We start from the raw sequence: 14,118 nt of genomic DNA, 5'->3' as shown, positions 1-14,118 counted from the left end.
CCAATTGGGGAGATTAGGGATTAGTTCAATTCGCTTTCGTTAAGCCTGCACAGGCTCGCCCTGAAAAACTTTCAACTCCATTGGAGAAGCCAGCAGCATTTTGGCCGTCTGCACGAATGCCTGGAAATGGTCGCTGCTGTTATGCGCCTGAACGGCTCCAAAATCCTTCCAAATCTCCACCATGGTATAATAGTGCTCTTGCTCCACGGATTTGAACAATTCATAGCTGATATTACCCTCTTCCGCTCTGGTAGCAGCAAGCAGGCTAGCGGCTTCCTTCAAAAAGCGTTCCTCTTGCTCCGGCAAGATGTCAAGTTTGGCATGAACGATGATCATGATGTGTACTTCCTTCCTTGATGTTTTATAGTGCTTATTCAGTATTGGCTTATATTATTACTGCAATCGGGTAAGCATATCCTTCAAATTTGCCATTTCCTCATCGTTAAAATCTTTAGGCATCGACGTGCGCAGCCTTCTGCAGGTAGGATTGGGTCATTACTTCCGAGCTTCCATGCTTTTTTCTACTCGAACCGCTGCACCCTAGCTCGAATAAAGGGAGCAGTATGTACGATCAAAATTGCCGGCCAGCAAATCTTCATTCCGGATGAAAAACTGCAGTTCGCCGGCATCCCACCAGCAAAAACCTACATCATCGTCCGAATCTAGTGCTAACAGCAACAGGGTATCCCTGATTTCCTGCTGCGCCCGATCCGGGTCACCGTTCAGGTGCCGAGTGATCTGCTTCAGCGCCTCCGTTTCGGAATAGTTGTATTTTTCGCCGGTCAGCAGCTTCAGTGCCGCTTCGTATTCGCAATCGCCATGCTGGGTTTCGGGATAGCCGAACATCATCGCCAGGTCATTAGAGGTGTATCCGGTCAGTTCGAAGCAAAGCTCCTCGTAATGTTCGTAATCATGCTCATCGTCTTCCACCTGCTCGTAATCCACATAACCGTAATTAGGCGGCTCCAGGGTGGACCTTGCCGACACCTTGTAACCCGTAAATGCGTCTTCCAGTGCCGTCACTTCCGGTGCATGCCGCCGCTGCGCTGCTTGAAGCTGCTCCTCCTGCAAATAGAGCACTTTATGCTCAATGTCATAAGCCGGTTCATCGATTCCAATGAAAAAATAAAGCGCGCCGTTTGCCGGAAATCGGGAAGCTTCATCATAATCCATCAGCTCACGCAGCCTAAGCTGGGCCAGGAACGTCATGGGAGTTCCCTTTGAATCCACAGGCCATTCCACATCAGCCGGAAGATCCGGATCACCACCAATGCGGGAGCTTCCAACTGCCTTGTAATCTTCTACCCCACTTTTGCTCAAACGAATGCCTTGGCGCACGGTATCCATTAGATAGTCTGATGCATGCCCGAATTGCTGTTCCTGGACAATCTGCTTTAGTTTATTTTCGTTGTTCTTACTTAACATCGATTTCCACCTCCTCATTGTTGTGATGTTATTTGAATACCTTATGATCAAGCCGTTGCAGAATAACTTTGATTTTATCCCGAAAACAAACTTCTCAGGAAGCCCTGTCTCCGGGCTTAATACATTCATATATCTGATAAAGCCACGTAAATCGCGGCTTTATCAGAAGGTAGTATAGGTTTTTACGTTCACGTTTGTTTATTGGATGGTTACCTCAAGTATTTTCCCGTGATCGACTGCTCCGCGTGGATAATCTCTTGCGGCGTGCCTTCGAACACCACCTGTCCGCCCTTGCTGCCTCCGTCCGGTCCCATATCGATGATCCAATCCGCTTGGCTGATCACTTCCAGGTTATGCTCAATGACGATCACCGTGTTTCCGGCATCCACCAGGCGGTTCATGATCTCAAGCAGGTGGCCGATATCCGACATATGCAGGCCGGTCGTCGGCTCGTCCATCACGTAGATGCTGCCTTTCTTATGCAGCTCGCTAGCCAGCTTGATACGCTGGCATTCCCCGCCAGAGAGCGTGCTGAGCGGCTGGCCGAGGGTGATATAGTTCAGCCCCACATCGTTCATGGCCTGGAGTTTGCGGACAACCTCTTTGATCTGGAAAAATTCCAAAGCCTGCTCGACCGTCATCTCAAGTACTTCGGCTATGGACTTGCCATTCAGCTTGTATTCGAGCACTTCTTCCTTAAATCGTTTCCCTCCGCAGACTTCGCATGGCAGCTTCACGCTTTCGAAGAACGAAAGATCCAAGTACACTACGCCCAGCCCTTGGCAATTCTCGCAGGCCCCCTTGGAGTTAAAGCTGAATAAGCTTGGACTCACCTTGTTCGCGGAAGCAAACGCCTTGCGCACATCATCCAGTATGCCTGTGTAGGTCGCAGGGTTCGAGCGTGTCGACACGCCGATTGCCGATTGGTCGATGACGATGGCGTCCGGATGCTGACTGAGGAATACATCGTTAATTAGGGTACTTTTCCCAGAGCCGGCGACGCCGGTTATAACGTTCAGAACCCCGGATGGTATATCGACATTCACGTTCTGCAAGTTATGCAGATTGGCATTCCGGATGGAAAGCTTGCCGGATGGCTGCCTGCAATCTTGCTTGAGCTGGAGCTGACGCCTCATATGAGTACCCGTCAATGTGCCGGATTCCAACAGACCGGAGTAACTTCCTTCATAGACGATGGTTCCTCCGCGGCTGCCGGCATGGGGTCCGACGTCGACGATATGATCCGCTACTTTGATGACATCGGGATCATGCTCAACCACCAGCACCGTGTTGCCTTTGTCGCGCAGCTTCTGAAGCAGTTCATTTAACCGGTGCACATCGCGAGGATGAAGTCCGACACTGGGCTCGTCGAAAATATAAGTGACATCCACCAGGCTTCCGCTCAGGTGCTTGACCATTTTGACGCGCTGCGACTCTCCGCCGGATAAAGTATCTGTCTCACGGTCCAGCGTCAAGTAATCAAGGCCGATATCCACCAGATGCTGCAGCCGTTCCGTCAGCGACTTGACCATCGGCGCTGCCGCGGCATCGTCAATCTCCCGAATCACGCGAATAAGATGCCCGACTTCCATGGAAGACAGCTCCGCGATGTTGTGTCCATTAATTTTGCAGCCCAGCGCCGCTTGACTAAGCCTTGCGCCGTGACAGCTGGAGCAGGGCCCCTCGGTCATGAACGGAGCAACGGTCTGCTGCGTGCGTTCGGACTTCGTTTTCACGTCCTGTTTGATATATTTGTTGGTGAACTTCTCAATGACGCCTTCGACGGTAATATTGGTTGCCTTACCTGCGAAATCCATCTTCACTTTCCGTGCCTTGCCATACAGCAGCTGATCCAATTCTTCATCCGAATAGTCGCTGAGCTTCTTATCCGGATCAAAGGAGCCCGACTGGATGAGCATGTTCCATTCCCATCCGTCCACCGTATATCCCGGCAGCATAATGGCCCCTTCCCGGAGCGACTTGAACATATCCACCGCTTTGCTCATGTCGACCCCGAGGCTGCGGCCAATTCCGTTACATTCGGGACACATGCCTTGCGGATCGTTAAACGAGAACATGTTCGCCCCTCCAACATAAGGCTGACCCACTCTGGAGAAAAGCAGCCGGAGTATGGGGGAAATATCGGTAATGGTTCCCATTGTGGAGTGGGACCCTCCGCCCAGCCGCTTCTGATCGACTATGACAGCCATGCTCAGGTTTTCGATCGCATCCGCATCCGGCTGCGGATATTTGGGCAGGAACGTCCGTACAAACATGCTGAAATTCTCATTCAACAATCGCGTAGATTCTGCGGCAATCGTATCGAAAACGATCGATGATTTGCCTGATCCGGATACCCCGGTGAATATCGAAATTTTCCGTTTGGGTATTTGCAGGGAAACGTTTTTGAGATTGTTTTCCCTCGCAGCCGAGATGACGATATATTCCTGACTCGATTCGCTCATGGCTAACATCCTTCCGTTCATGATCATTTCTATTATTCCATTCGTATTGTACCATTCATTGCCCAAAGAAAGTCTATGAATCGTGCAAAAGATAGTCTTAATTAAATAGTCTTAATTAAATGGAACAACCCGCTGATCCACACAAAAAAAGACAGCTCAGCAAGTGAGCTGCCTTTTCTTTTTTTCACTGCGCTCCGACAACCGGATGCGGAACATACGGTTCTTCCAGAAATGCAATCTCTTCCGGAGATAATTTAACGGAAAGCGCACCTACAGCATCTTCAACCTGGCCGATTTTCGTCGCCCCTATGATTGGAGCAGCTACCGATTCCTTTTGCAGCAGCCAGGCTAGCGCGATATGGATACGGGGTACACCGCGTTTCTCTGCAATCGAGGCCACTCGCTCAACGACCAGCCGGTCTACATCCGCCGTCGCATCGTACTTGGATTTTTGGACTTGATCGGTCTCCGATCTGTGCGTCGTTTCCGACCAATCGCGGATCAACCTTCCCGATGCTAAAGGACTGTAAGGGGTCACCGCTATTTTTTGATCCTTGCACAGCGGCATCATCTCCCGTTCCTCTTCGCGATAAATGAGGTTCAGGTGATTTTGCATGGAGACAAAGCGCGTCCAGCCATGCTTCTCTGCCGTATACAGCGCCTTTTGAAACTGCCACGCATACATGGCGGAAGCACCGATATATCTTGCCTTTCCGGCCTTCACTACATCATGCAGGGCTTCCATCGTTTCTTCAATCGGCGTGTTGTAATCCCAGCGGTGGATGATGTAGAGATCTACATAGTCGGTGCCTAGTCTTTTCAGGCTTTTATCGATTTCGCTCATAATCGCCTTCCGGGAGAGCCCCCCACCGTTGGGGCCTGGATGCATGCGCCCCCAGACCTTGGTAGCGAGGACAATCTCGTCCCGATTCGCATAATCCTTTAATGCGCGTCCAGTGATCTCTTCGCTGGTTCCCCCGGAATAAACATTCGCTGTATCAAAAAAGTTGATCCCGAGCTCGAGCGCCCTTTTAATGATCAGGCGGCTTTGCTCCTCATCAAGCACCCATTGATGCCCTCCCGGCTGCACTTCGCCGAAGCTCATACAACCAAGGCATATCCGCGAGACATCCATACCCGTATTACCGAGCTTCATGTAATCCATAAATCAGGCCTCCGTTTCAGTTGTTATGTAAGCCCTAATCGTCGACTTCCATTATAATTCCCATGAGCGAACATGCAATTGTTAAATATACGGGATTTGTTTAATACTGAACGGATTTGTCGAGATTGTTCATTATTTTTTATGGTCTTTATGGGATTTAGGGATGTCATCGCAAAAAAACAAGCCGCGATTTACGCGGCCGCAGTCATTGTTAAATCATATAACAAAATTCATCCGGCGTTTTCTCCTTGAGGCCGAATTCAAACGTGTCTTGGCGAAGTCCGCGCCGGAGTGTCTCAAGTGCCATGACTTCGGTCGGAGCGATATTTCCCAGGTGAACATTGGATCCGAATTTGCGCAGGAGCATGGCCTGTTGGTTTTTAAGGGGCGCCTCCCAAATTAGTGTCCGGTGATCCGGAACGAATTTGAGGATGTCGTCCACCACATCTTCCCTGCATTCCCCATGTTTATCGAAAATGCCGACACTGACCCCCGACTCGCGGGCTTCGACCGTAACATATTCGGCGCCTGCAGCCAGATCCAATTCCACGGTATCTGCAAGAATAGCGGCATCAATCAAGGAACCGGACAGCTTCTTCCCAAATTCGGAAAAGACCCGAAGTCCGCGCTTCTTTCCTTCCCGGATCAGCTCTGTGCGTTTTTGGCGGGACAGTTCGATCGTACCGTCGGATACTTCGAGCGCATTAAAACCAAGATTGCACACCGTATCAAAGAACGCAGGCACGATATCCTGCTGAACGGCAATTTCCAGCAAGGTGCCGCCTGTCATTACGGATATGCCGTGCTGTTTGGCAAGGCCGATTTTGTATAGAAGCATATCCGTCCTATACAGCGGGGCCGTTCCAAATCCAAATTTGATGCAGTCGATGTAAGGCGAGGCGGTTTCGATCACATCTGCGAACGTATTTCTGCCGAGGCCTTTATCGATGACCATCGTCAATCCCCGGTCCGGATCCCGAGAGACGGCTGCGTCTTTCTTTTCCTTGTCGGAATCGAAGCGGGTCCCGCTCGGGTCACGTAACTCCCTGGGCCACACTGCACGCATGGAGTTGTTCATGTTGGATCTCCCTCAATTCTTTTTGGTTTGTCGTTTGAATCCCATGACATGCATATCATATGCGGGAGACGCATGACACGTGCCCAGGTCCGCGTGTTCTATTCCATGACGAATGCTTCGGAGAATCAGGCGGTTGGCTCCTCAACAAAAAAAGAGGGCTTCCCCCCTTTATTTCCCGCGGACGACACGAAATCCCTGATCGGGGCCGAATCCGTTGGGATCGAATTTGCCTCGAAATGAAACCTCAGTGTTGCTGATATCCCCGATCCAGCCGCCCCCCTTCACAACCCGGAAGGAACCGCCTTGACGAACCGTGCCGTCGCCATACCAGTCCCAGCACCATTCCCTTACATTGCCGGACATATCGTAAAGACCCAGCTCATTGGATTTCCGGGTACCGACCGGTTTCGTCCGGTTGTGGTTGCTCTCGATAACCGGCCAGTTCCAATCCCCTGATAAATATTTATCCCCGGCGTTTCTCCAGTACCATGCGACATCCTCGGCTTTATTGCTTCCGCTGTATTTGAAACCTTTGCCCTCCAGACCTCCGCTTGCGGCATATTCCCACTCTGCTTCTGTAGGCAGCCGGTAACCGTTCGCTTTCTGATTGACCGTTACGGTCCATTTTATTTGATCGTTTTCGTTTATGTTGTTCGGATCTTTATGATCCTTGTCTATGTTGTAAAACGGTTTTAAGCCCTCCTGGATACTTCGTTTGTTGCAATACTCCACGGCGTCATACCAGCTCACCATCTCTACCGGCAGCTGATCGCCTTTGAATGCTGAGGGGTTGCTGCCCATGACGTTGGCCCACTCCGCTTGGGTAACCTCGTATTTGCCGATATAAAAGTCTGAAAGGGTCATGCTTGTTTCAGTATAGTTGGAGCCATTGCTCTTAAAAGTCCCGCCTTTAACGTACACCATATCTTCCTGCTTGCCCGTTTCTTCTTGTGAACAAGCGCTGGCCAAAAACATAGCTGCTAGTAAAATACAAACCCATAGCTTTCTCATAGGGATTTCTCCTTTAGGACGAATAGGAAAAAGATAGACCGCGGCGGACCGATGCCAGTATCCTTCAACGTCGAAGACCGTTCGTCTGATGGCAAACGGCCTTCAACATGTCTGGATGGATTAATGTGTATGACTTATGAAAAGCAGCCTCATGCTGATTACCACACGGTTACGTTAGAGCTTCCGCTGCTCTGGTATCCCTCCGTTGCCAATACCTGATAAGCCCAGCTGCTGCCTAAATTCATGCCTGCGTTCTTCCATGCGTTGACGTGATTGCTGAACGTGATGGAAGAATTGACCCCGGTCGCTCTTTTCGACTGCCGGACACTCCAGAACTGCTGGAAGGTTTGTGTGCCGTCAATGGATGGCGCGTTATACCGCATGGTCGTATAAATATCATAGGTGCCCCCGTCACTCGTCACGGTTCCTTTGTAGGTTCCGGTAGGCCGGTAAGTTCCCCAGCTGTCCACGACGTAATATTCAATGAGGGAATTTCTCGTCCATCCATAGAGCGTCAAATATCCATTTCCGGACGGCGCCCAGACGCCGGCATTATAGTTAATCGTCCGGTTAGGCGATCCGGTATTCCAGCCTTTGCCGACAACAAAGTTCCCGGAATTTTGCCAGGTCACGCTGTAATTTCCGCCGGATCCGTTGACGGCATTCACCGTGCCCCCGCCATCGGTCCAATTTTGCCAATAGTCCGTCGTGGCTGCATTTGAGGTAGCTGCAAATAATCCAAGACTCATGGAAGCTGCAAGAACGACCGTTAACCATTTTTTACTCCGTTTCAACATAAACTGCCTCCTCATGTTTTTTTTGCACCTTACAACTGTCTGCCATTGGATTCTCTTGGCTCTGCTGTGCTCAACACGGCTAGTCCTTCTCTTTTTCCTTTCCTCCTTTCTGTGAAAATTATAAAATGACAGCGGTTACATAACACTTCGCAAATTAAACATGATATATAGATTTTCTTACAATTTTTAGAAACCGACGGACCATCCGGGAAAAATGGGCACAAAAAAACACCCATGGACCGCGCTTTTTTAAGCTTTTGGACCATGGGTAAGTTAATAGAGAATATTTGGGGTAACCCTTTGAATCTTAATTATACGACGTGTCGACTACGTGTCGACTAATTAAAGTCTATGTATGAAGCTTAGATCCGCTCGTAGAGACTGCTGGTTGGGATCACTTGAGCAAAAGTGCCGTCCAAGGATGCCATAAACGTATTATGAACGGTTTGTGCAGAAATCACGGCACCATCCCAGAGTAAATCTCTGGTTGTGCACGCTTCATCAAGCACGAGAACTTCATAACCCAGACGGTTTGCGGATCTTACGGTAGAATCGATACAAATGTGGCTCATCATGCCGCAAATGACTAACCGGGTTACATTCAGCGATTCAAGATGCTGCTGTAATTCCGTTTGGAAGAAGCTGTCCGGCGTATGCTTGATGATCACTTTTTCGCCAGGCTCGGGTAAGATGCCTTCATGCGGTTGAATCCCTTCCGTACCGGGAAGAAAAAATGTGGCGTTGTCATCGAGAAGAATACACTGAATATGAACGATCGGTAACTTCTTGCCCCGGAACAGAGTTAAAGCTTCCTGCGCATGGGTTAATGCCTTGTCGGGACGGAATAACTCGTTTCGGCCCCCTTTAAAATAATCCTTCTGAATGTCTACCATTATGAATGCGGTATTCATGGGTCATGGTCTCCTTTAATTTGTAAGAGTAGTTTCTTACCGCATTATAATATCGGTATCATGAATGGTGAATTACCCACTTTTTTGTGGGTATGGAATGCCTTTGCGGTCCAGAAGCTCCGTCTGTCCCCGTTCCACCATATAATCAATTCCGATCTCCTGCATAATAAGTACCGCATCCAACAGCCTTTTTCCCCGCTCCGTCAGAAAATACTCTACATGCAGCGGGTACCCTTCCGTTTTAATTTTATCCACAATCCCGCTGGAAATCAGTTCTTTAAGATGCTGCAGCAGCATCTTTTGGGTGATCTGGTCAATATCCCGTTCCAGTTGGGCCAGGGACGTATTTCCGTCTTTCAATTGATAAATGATCATCGTTTTCCATTTCCCTTTGATGATGTCATGAACAACCTCCAGCGGGCAGGTGCACTGCTCCCGAATCATCATGAAATTCACCTCCATCCATGTTCTCTGGATCTGATATCCATCCGTTCTCATACATATTAACAAACAAAGACCTGGATTCGTAACCCAGGCCTTTGTTCATTTTACGGCAAATCATAAACTGCTTATTTCCAAAAGGTGATCTTATCAGCGCTCAAACGAACGGACTCATAACCTTCTTCTTCCGCTTTACCGATGGCAAGAATGAGTACCGGAGTATATCTTTCCGGATCTAATCCGAAAGCAGCTGCGATTTGATCCGTCTCAAATCCACCGATAGGATTGGTATCATAACCATGAGCTCTGGCGGTGAGCATGAGCTGCATGGCCAGCAATCCACTATCCACTTTTACAATGTCATTTACAACTTCTTTAGGGAGCGAAGGATAGATCGTAAGAATGCTTTCCAATTGCCGGTCCCGGACTTCCGGCGGCATTTTCCCCTGTTCCACCGCCGTATTGAAAATCTCTTCCGCATACTCATAAGATTTCATGTCCCCAAAGATCAGCAGCATGGCCGAAGATGTGTCATTTTGCTGGGTATTGAAGCGGATCAAAGGCCGCAACGTATTTTTCCCTTCTTCGCTTTCAACGACAACGATGCGCCAAGGCTGCAAATTTGCTGAAGATGGGGCTGTGGCAGCTTCTTCAATCATCTCTTTAAGCTCTTCTCTGGATATTTTAAAAGCGGGGTCATAGACCCGAATCGAACGTCTCCCTTTCATAATATGGGTAAAATCATTGTTTTCATCGTAATGTTCATATGGATACCTCTCCTCTTTTTTTGATGTGTATTCTGATAACTCATTTGACCCTTTGAAATTCATTAAGTTATCATGAGGAAAGCATAAACTATGAACTATAGTTCATAGCAAGAAAGGATTTGGCATGATTTCGATGAAGATTAGCGACGTTTCCAAAATGGTGGATTTGCCGATTTCAACCCTCCGCTACTATGAAAAAAAGGGGATTATCCCGGAGACCTACATGGTAAGAGATGAAAATAATTACCGGGCCTATGACGAAAAAATAATCCCATTCATGATGAGTCTAAAATCATTACTCTCAGCCGGCTTCTCGATTCATGAGATTAAGGATATCCTTTCCCGAAAAGAACTTGCGCGAGAACAACAGTTGGAAATCATCGAAGAGAAGATGAATGAAATTGAAGAATTACAGAAAAAATTGGACGACGCAAAACACTTTCTTCAAGACTCCCTACAGTCGGCAGAGGACTGCACCTGGTAACAAACCATCAAGTCGCCTCCTACCGCAATGAGATCCGATAGATTTAGATGCTTCCCCTCTCTCTTTTCGCAGCATTATACAACCCGTCTTCATCACTCTTCCCCTGCTATCGTTCCATCATTCTCCCTCTTACCCGGGCATGCTTATTTTCAAAGAGTAAACTCCCCTTCATATCACTTTCATTTCACCACCTTAAATGCGAACCTGGTCTAAAAATTCATAGAAGGGAAGCCCATGGCTTCTCTTTGAATGGTCCGATTTCGACGGTTTTGGTTCGATCGAATGGGTTCCACGACAGCAGAAATCCATTTTACGAATGTTTTACAATCCGACATTTTACAAAATCCACGTTTAGCCAACTCCTCTCGTTCTGGATCGAACCGAAATGAGCTTAAGCATTCATGTATTGGGCCTTGAAGCGTTCCGGGCACGATGCTGCTCCTTCCGGATGTAAAGCTTAACGAAGCGGTTCTAATGTCATTTTCCCTAAATATGGATTATTAAAAGGCTTTCATCGAGATTGGCTTTTATAATGATCGCCAATTCGTTTCATACGCGGCTTACATTCACGAGTTAATCTTGGGATGTGGGAACGGTCTCACATTCAGAAAGCGGGGTTAGTCATGAGTCATACGATCCGGGAAATTGCCCAGTTAGCCGGGGTGTCCAAGTCAACCGTATCCAGAGTGATTTCGGGAAAAGGGTATATTCACCCGGAAACAAGGGACGCGGTGCTTAAAGTCATTGAAGAACTGCAATATAAGCCGAACGCTGTAGCCAGGGCCATGGTATCCCAGCGGACGCACAACATCGGAGTCCTGATTTACCGCAGGGAATACCCGATTGCGTCCCACCCGTTTTACGGCAAAATTGTGGATGCCATTCTGGCGACCGCGGCCCGCATGAACTATTCCGTCTTTGTGACGACAGATCATGAGATGTCGCTTCGATCCGCCGATTTTATGCTGGAGAAACGCGTGGACGGACTCATTCTGATCAGCCGGCTGCAGCAAAATGTGATCGATTATATTCACAACTTTGGCATTCCTTACGTCATGGTGAACGGATCTACCGATGTCGACAATGTGGTACATGTCGTTAACCGGGATCAGGACGGAGGCATGATGGCAGCCGAATATTTGACCGGTCTAGGGCACAGGCGAATCTTCGTGCTGGCCGGACCGCAGACCCACCGGAGCCATTATTTAAGACTGCACGGCTTTCGCGATTATTTGAATGGTGTTGGATCTCCTCTCGATCCGTCATCGCTCGCCTACCCGCAGGCATCCACCTTTGAGCAAGGATACGAAATGATGCGGCAGCATTGGCCTGATTTCAAGTCAGGAGGCTATACGGCCCTCTTTGCGACGAATGACATGATTGCGCTCGGTGCGATGAAATTTCTGATCGAGCAATCGGTCCGCATTCCGGACCAAGTGGCTGTTATCGGTTTTGATGGCATCGACGTCGCCTCCATTTATACCCCTTCCCTAACGACCATCAAGGTGGACACGGAAGCGATGGGCAGAACCGCCTGCACCCTCCTGGACAAGCTGATTGACCAGCAGCCGGTTAACGAGCTGGATATTGAGCTGGTGCCCGAACTGATTATTCGTCAATCTACTTAAATCCATATTAGTAAAAACGAAAGGAGATTGATCCATGCGCTGGTATTTCAAAGCCATCGGACCAAAGAAAATCTTTGAATTTGTTGCACTTGTCGTGTTTGTCATCTTTTTTATGGGGCCGCTGCTCAATTTGGCGATTCTGGCCTTCACAGGCAAATGGAATTATCCCGATCTGCTTCCCTCCGTTTGGTCGCTCAAATGGTGGACCTTCGTCTTTCAGCAGCAGGACATCGCCAAATCCATCGGGCTTTCCTTTGTGATCGCAGCGCTGGTGACGGGCATATCGATCGTGCTCTGCATCCCGGCGGCGTACGCATTTGCCCGGATCCGTTTTCCGTTAAGCCGATTTTTCCTGTTCTCCTTCCTCCTCACCCATGCTTTCCCCAAAATGGGCCTGTACGTGTCGATCGCCGTGCTGTTCTATAAGTTTGGTCTGATGAACACGCTGGCGGGGGTCATCCTGATCCACATTATTAATGTGCTGATGTTCATGACCTGGATCCCGACTTCCGCGTTCCGGAACGTTCATACGGCGCAGGAAGAATCTGCGAGAGACGTCGGCGCCAGCCCGTTCCGCGTGTTCCGCAGCATTACGCTGCCGATGGCCCTGCCCGGGATTCTGGTGGCTTCGATCTTCACCTTTTTGAATTCCCTCGATGAAGCACAGGGCACCTTCCTGGTCGGTATTCCCGATTTCAAAACGATGCCGATCGTCATGTATTCGATTATCAGCGATTATCCGGCGTATGCCGGTGCGGTGTTCTCCATCATTTTAACGGCGCCTTCCATCATCCTGCTGGTGGCTGCCCAGCGTTTCGTCAGCGCGGACGTGCTGGCGAGCGGTTTCCAGATCAAATAAATAGATCGCGATAGATGTATTAAGGAGGTCCCTATGAACATTCAGTTATCAATTCAAAACCTGTCCAAACGCTATAAAACTGGCGACGGCGTATCGGATATCTCGCTGGACGTGCAGAAAGGAGAATTGATCACCCTGCTTGGGCCTTCCGGATGCGGAAAGACCACGGTGCTGCGCAGCATCGGCGGTTTTCTTGAACCGGACTCGGGAGACATCTTGATCGAAGGAAAGAGCGTGGTCAAGGTTCCGCCGGAGAAACGGCCTACATCCATGGTATTTCAAGGCTACAATTTGTGGCCGCATATGTCGGTCCATGATAACCTCGCGTTTGGCTTGAAAATCCGCAAAATCAAAAAGAAGGACAGGGAAAAAGCGATTCAGGACGTGCTGGAGCTGGTTCGTCTTCCGGGAGCTGGCAGCAAATTCCCAGCACAGCTGTCCGGAGGCCAGCAGCAGCGGATTGCCGTTGCCAGGTCGCTCCTGCTGAATCCCGCCGTCCTGCTGCTCGATGAGCCTTTCTCGGCACTGGATGCGAAGCTCCGGCACGAGATGCGCGAGGAACTGCGGGAAATCCAGGCCAATACCGGCCTGACCATGGTTTTTGTCACCCACGATCAGGAAGAGGCATTGTCGATTTCGGACCGGATTGTCGTTATGAATCACGGCAACATTGAACAAATCGCCTCCCCCCAGGAGATCTACGATGCGCCGAAGTCACTCTATGTGGCTCAGTTCATCGGGAAAATGAACTTCGTAAAGGGGGTGATTGACGCAGATCAAATTACGGTTGGTTCTATTCGCTTCCCGAACCCCTCCCGTCTCACGGGCAATGTCACGGTTGCCGTAAGGCCGGAAGATATTATTCTGGATCAGGCCGGCGGCAGCGGTCTGCCGGGCACAGTCAAGCAAATCATGATCCTCGGGCATTATGCCGAAGTTTCCGTTGATGTACAAGGTTATGGCACCATCCGCGCCTTCCAGGCACGCGATCAAATCAATGAACTGTCTAACGGGCAGTCCGTTTCCGTTCAGTTTGCTAAGGTTATCGCGTATCCGTAAGACGTAATCGGAATCAACCAACTTTACA

Annotated in this window: 14 protein-coding genes; 4 read left to right on the top strand and 10 right to left on the bottom strand. The window is 49.3% G+C overall.

Going from position 1 to position 14,118, the window contains the following annotated elements:
* Positions 1-39: 39 nt before the first annotated feature.
* From ABID47_RS05595 to ABID47_RS05550, 10 genes are all read right to left on the bottom strand, one after another.
* On the bottom strand, positions 40-336 hold the full coding sequence (locus tag ABID47_RS05595; RefSeq protein ID WP_354495204.1) for a putative quinol monooxygenase: 297 nt from the start codon (positions 334-336) through the stop codon (positions 40-42).
* A gap of 204 nt (positions 337-540) precedes the next feature.
* Positions 541-1,425 carry a YwqG family protein gene (locus tag ABID47_RS05590; protein ID WP_354495203.1) on the bottom strand — a complete coding sequence of 295 codons (885 nt, stop codon included), beginning with the start codon at positions 1,423-1,425 and terminating at the stop codon, positions 541-543.
* A gap of 209 nt (positions 1,426-1,634) precedes the next feature.
* Positions 1,635-3,890, bottom strand: coding sequence for an excinuclease ABC subunit UvrA (locus ABID47_RS05585; protein ID WP_354495202.1), 2,256 nt, complete (start codon positions 3,888-3,890; stop codon positions 1,635-1,637).
* A gap of 184 nt (positions 3,891-4,074) precedes the next feature.
* Positions 4,075-5,055, bottom strand: coding sequence for an aldo/keto reductase (locus tag ABID47_RS05580; RefSeq protein WP_354495201.1), 981 nt, complete (start codon positions 5,053-5,055; stop codon positions 4,075-4,077).
* Positions 5,056-5,266: 211 nt separating this feature from the next.
* The gene (comA, locus tag ABID47_RS05575; RefSeq protein ID WP_354495200.1) at positions 5,267-6,133 is read right to left on the bottom strand and encodes a phosphosulfolactate synthase; all 867 of its coding nucleotides are present in this window, start codon (positions 6,131-6,133) and stop codon (positions 5,267-5,269) included.
* A gap of 168 nt (positions 6,134-6,301) precedes the next feature.
* Positions 6,302-7,144, bottom strand: coding sequence for a formylglycine-generating enzyme family protein (locus tag ABID47_RS05570; protein WP_251676485.1), 843 nt, complete (start codon positions 7,142-7,144; stop codon positions 6,302-6,304).
* Positions 7,145-7,302: 158 nt separating this feature from the next.
* On the bottom strand, positions 7,303-7,941 hold the full coding sequence (locus ABID47_RS05565) for a glycoside hydrolase family 11 protein (protein WP_076164478.1): 639 nt from the start codon (positions 7,939-7,941) through the stop codon (positions 7,303-7,305).
* Positions 7,942-8,303: 362 nt separating this feature from the next.
* Positions 8,304-8,852 carry a cysteine hydrolase family protein gene (locus ABID47_RS05560; RefSeq protein ID WP_354495199.1) on the bottom strand — a complete coding sequence of 183 codons (549 nt, stop codon included), beginning with the start codon at positions 8,850-8,852 and terminating at the stop codon, positions 8,304-8,306.
* Positions 8,853-8,924: 72 nt separating this feature from the next.
* A complete protein-coding gene (locus ABID47_RS05555) occupies positions 8,925-9,299 on the bottom strand; it encodes a winged helix-turn-helix transcriptional regulator (protein ID WP_354495198.1) in 375 nt (124 codons plus the stop codon).
* 122 nt (positions 9,300-9,421) lie between these two features.
* On the bottom strand, positions 9,422-10,021 hold the full coding sequence (locus tag ABID47_RS05550; protein WP_354495732.1) for a nitroreductase family protein: 600 nt from the start codon (positions 10,019-10,021) through the stop codon (positions 9,422-9,424).
* Positions 10,022-10,184: 163 nt separating this feature from the next.
* On the opposite strand from ABID47_RS05550, the gene ABID47_RS05545 reads away from it, so the two are divergent.
* From ABID47_RS05545 to ABID47_RS05530, 4 genes are all read left to right on the top strand, one after another.
* Complete coding sequence (locus ABID47_RS05545) at positions 10,185-10,544, top strand: helix-turn-helix domain-containing protein (protein ID WP_354495197.1); 360 nt, start codon at positions 10,185-10,187, stop codon at positions 10,542-10,544.
* 623 nt (positions 10,545-11,167) lie between these two features.
* Positions 11,168-12,172: a LacI family DNA-binding transcriptional regulator gene (locus ABID47_RS05540; RefSeq protein WP_354495196.1), complete on the top strand. Its 1,005-nt coding sequence runs from the start codon at positions 11,168-11,170 to the stop codon at positions 12,170-12,172.
* A 34-nt stretch (positions 12,173-12,206) separates the two neighbouring features.
* Complete coding sequence (locus tag ABID47_RS05535) at positions 12,207-13,031, top strand: ABC transporter permease (protein ID WP_076164462.1); 825 nt, start codon at positions 12,207-12,209, stop codon at positions 13,029-13,031.
* A gap of 33 nt (positions 13,032-13,064) precedes the next feature.
* The gene (locus ABID47_RS05530) at positions 13,065-14,090 is read left to right on the top strand and encodes an ABC transporter ATP-binding protein (RefSeq protein ID WP_354495195.1); all 1,026 of its coding nucleotides are present in this window, start codon (positions 13,065-13,067) and stop codon (positions 14,088-14,090) included.
* The last annotated feature ends 28 nt before the right edge of the window (positions 14,091-14,118 follow it).

The sequence above is a fragment of the Paenibacillus favisporus genome (assembly GCF_040545415.1).
Taxonomy (GTDB): domain Bacteria; phylum Bacillota; class Bacilli; order Paenibacillales; family Paenibacillaceae; genus Paenibacillus_AQ; species Paenibacillus_AQ favisporus.
The sequence above is the reverse complement of the archived record's forward strand: the minus strand, read 5'-3'. Positions and strand labels throughout refer to the sequence as shown.

Excerpts from the sequence above, each read along its gene's own strand:
- ABID47_RS05595 (WP_354495204.1), bottom strand. The coding sequence starts at position 336 with ATGATCATCGTTCATGCCAAACTTGACATCTTGCCGGAGCAAGAGGAA.
- ABID47_RS05590 (WP_354495203.1), bottom strand. The coding sequence starts at position 1,425 with ATGTTAAGTAAGAACAACGAAAATAAACTAAAGCAGATTGTCCAGGAA.
- ABID47_RS05585 (WP_354495202.1), bottom strand. The coding sequence starts at position 3,890 with ATGAGCGAATCGAGTCAGGAATATATCGTCATCTCGGCTGCGAGGGAA.
- ABID47_RS05580 (WP_354495201.1), bottom strand. The coding sequence starts at position 5,055 with ATGGATTACATGAAGCTCGGTAATACGGGTATGGATGTCTCGCGGATA.
- comA (WP_354495200.1), bottom strand. The coding sequence starts at position 6,133 with ATGAACAACTCCATGCGTGCAGTGTGGCCCAGGGAGTTACGTGACCCG.
- ABID47_RS05570 (WP_251676485.1), bottom strand. The coding sequence starts at position 7,144 with ATGAGAAAGCTATGGGTTTGTATTTTACTAGCAGCTATGTTTTTGGCC.
- ABID47_RS05565 (WP_076164478.1), bottom strand. The coding sequence starts at position 7,941 with ATGTTGAAACGGAGTAAAAAATGGTTAACGGTCGTTCTTGCAGCTTCC.
- ABID47_RS05560 (WP_354495199.1), bottom strand. The coding sequence starts at position 8,852 with ATGAATACCGCATTCATAATGGTAGACATTCAGAAGGATTATTTTAAA.
- ABID47_RS05555 (WP_354495198.1), bottom strand. The coding sequence starts at position 9,299 with ATGATGATTCGGGAGCAGTGCACCTGCCCGCTGGAGGTTGTTCATGAC.
- ABID47_RS05550 (WP_354495732.1), bottom strand. The coding sequence starts at position 10,021 with ATGAAAGGGAGACGTTCGATTCGGGTCTATGACCCCGCTTTTAAAATA.
- ABID47_RS05545 (WP_354495197.1), top strand. The coding sequence starts at position 10,185 with ATGATTTCGATGAAGATTAGCGACGTTTCCAAAATGGTGGATTTGCCG.
- ABID47_RS05540 (WP_354495196.1), top strand. The coding sequence starts at position 11,168 with ATGAGTCATACGATCCGGGAAATTGCCCAGTTAGCCGGGGTGTCCAAG.
- ABID47_RS05535 (WP_076164462.1), top strand. The coding sequence starts at position 12,207 with ATGCGCTGGTATTTCAAAGCCATCGGACCAAAGAAAATCTTTGAATTT.
- ABID47_RS05530 (WP_354495195.1), top strand. The coding sequence starts at position 13,065 with ATGAACATTCAGTTATCAATTCAAAACCTGTCCAAACGCTATAAAACT.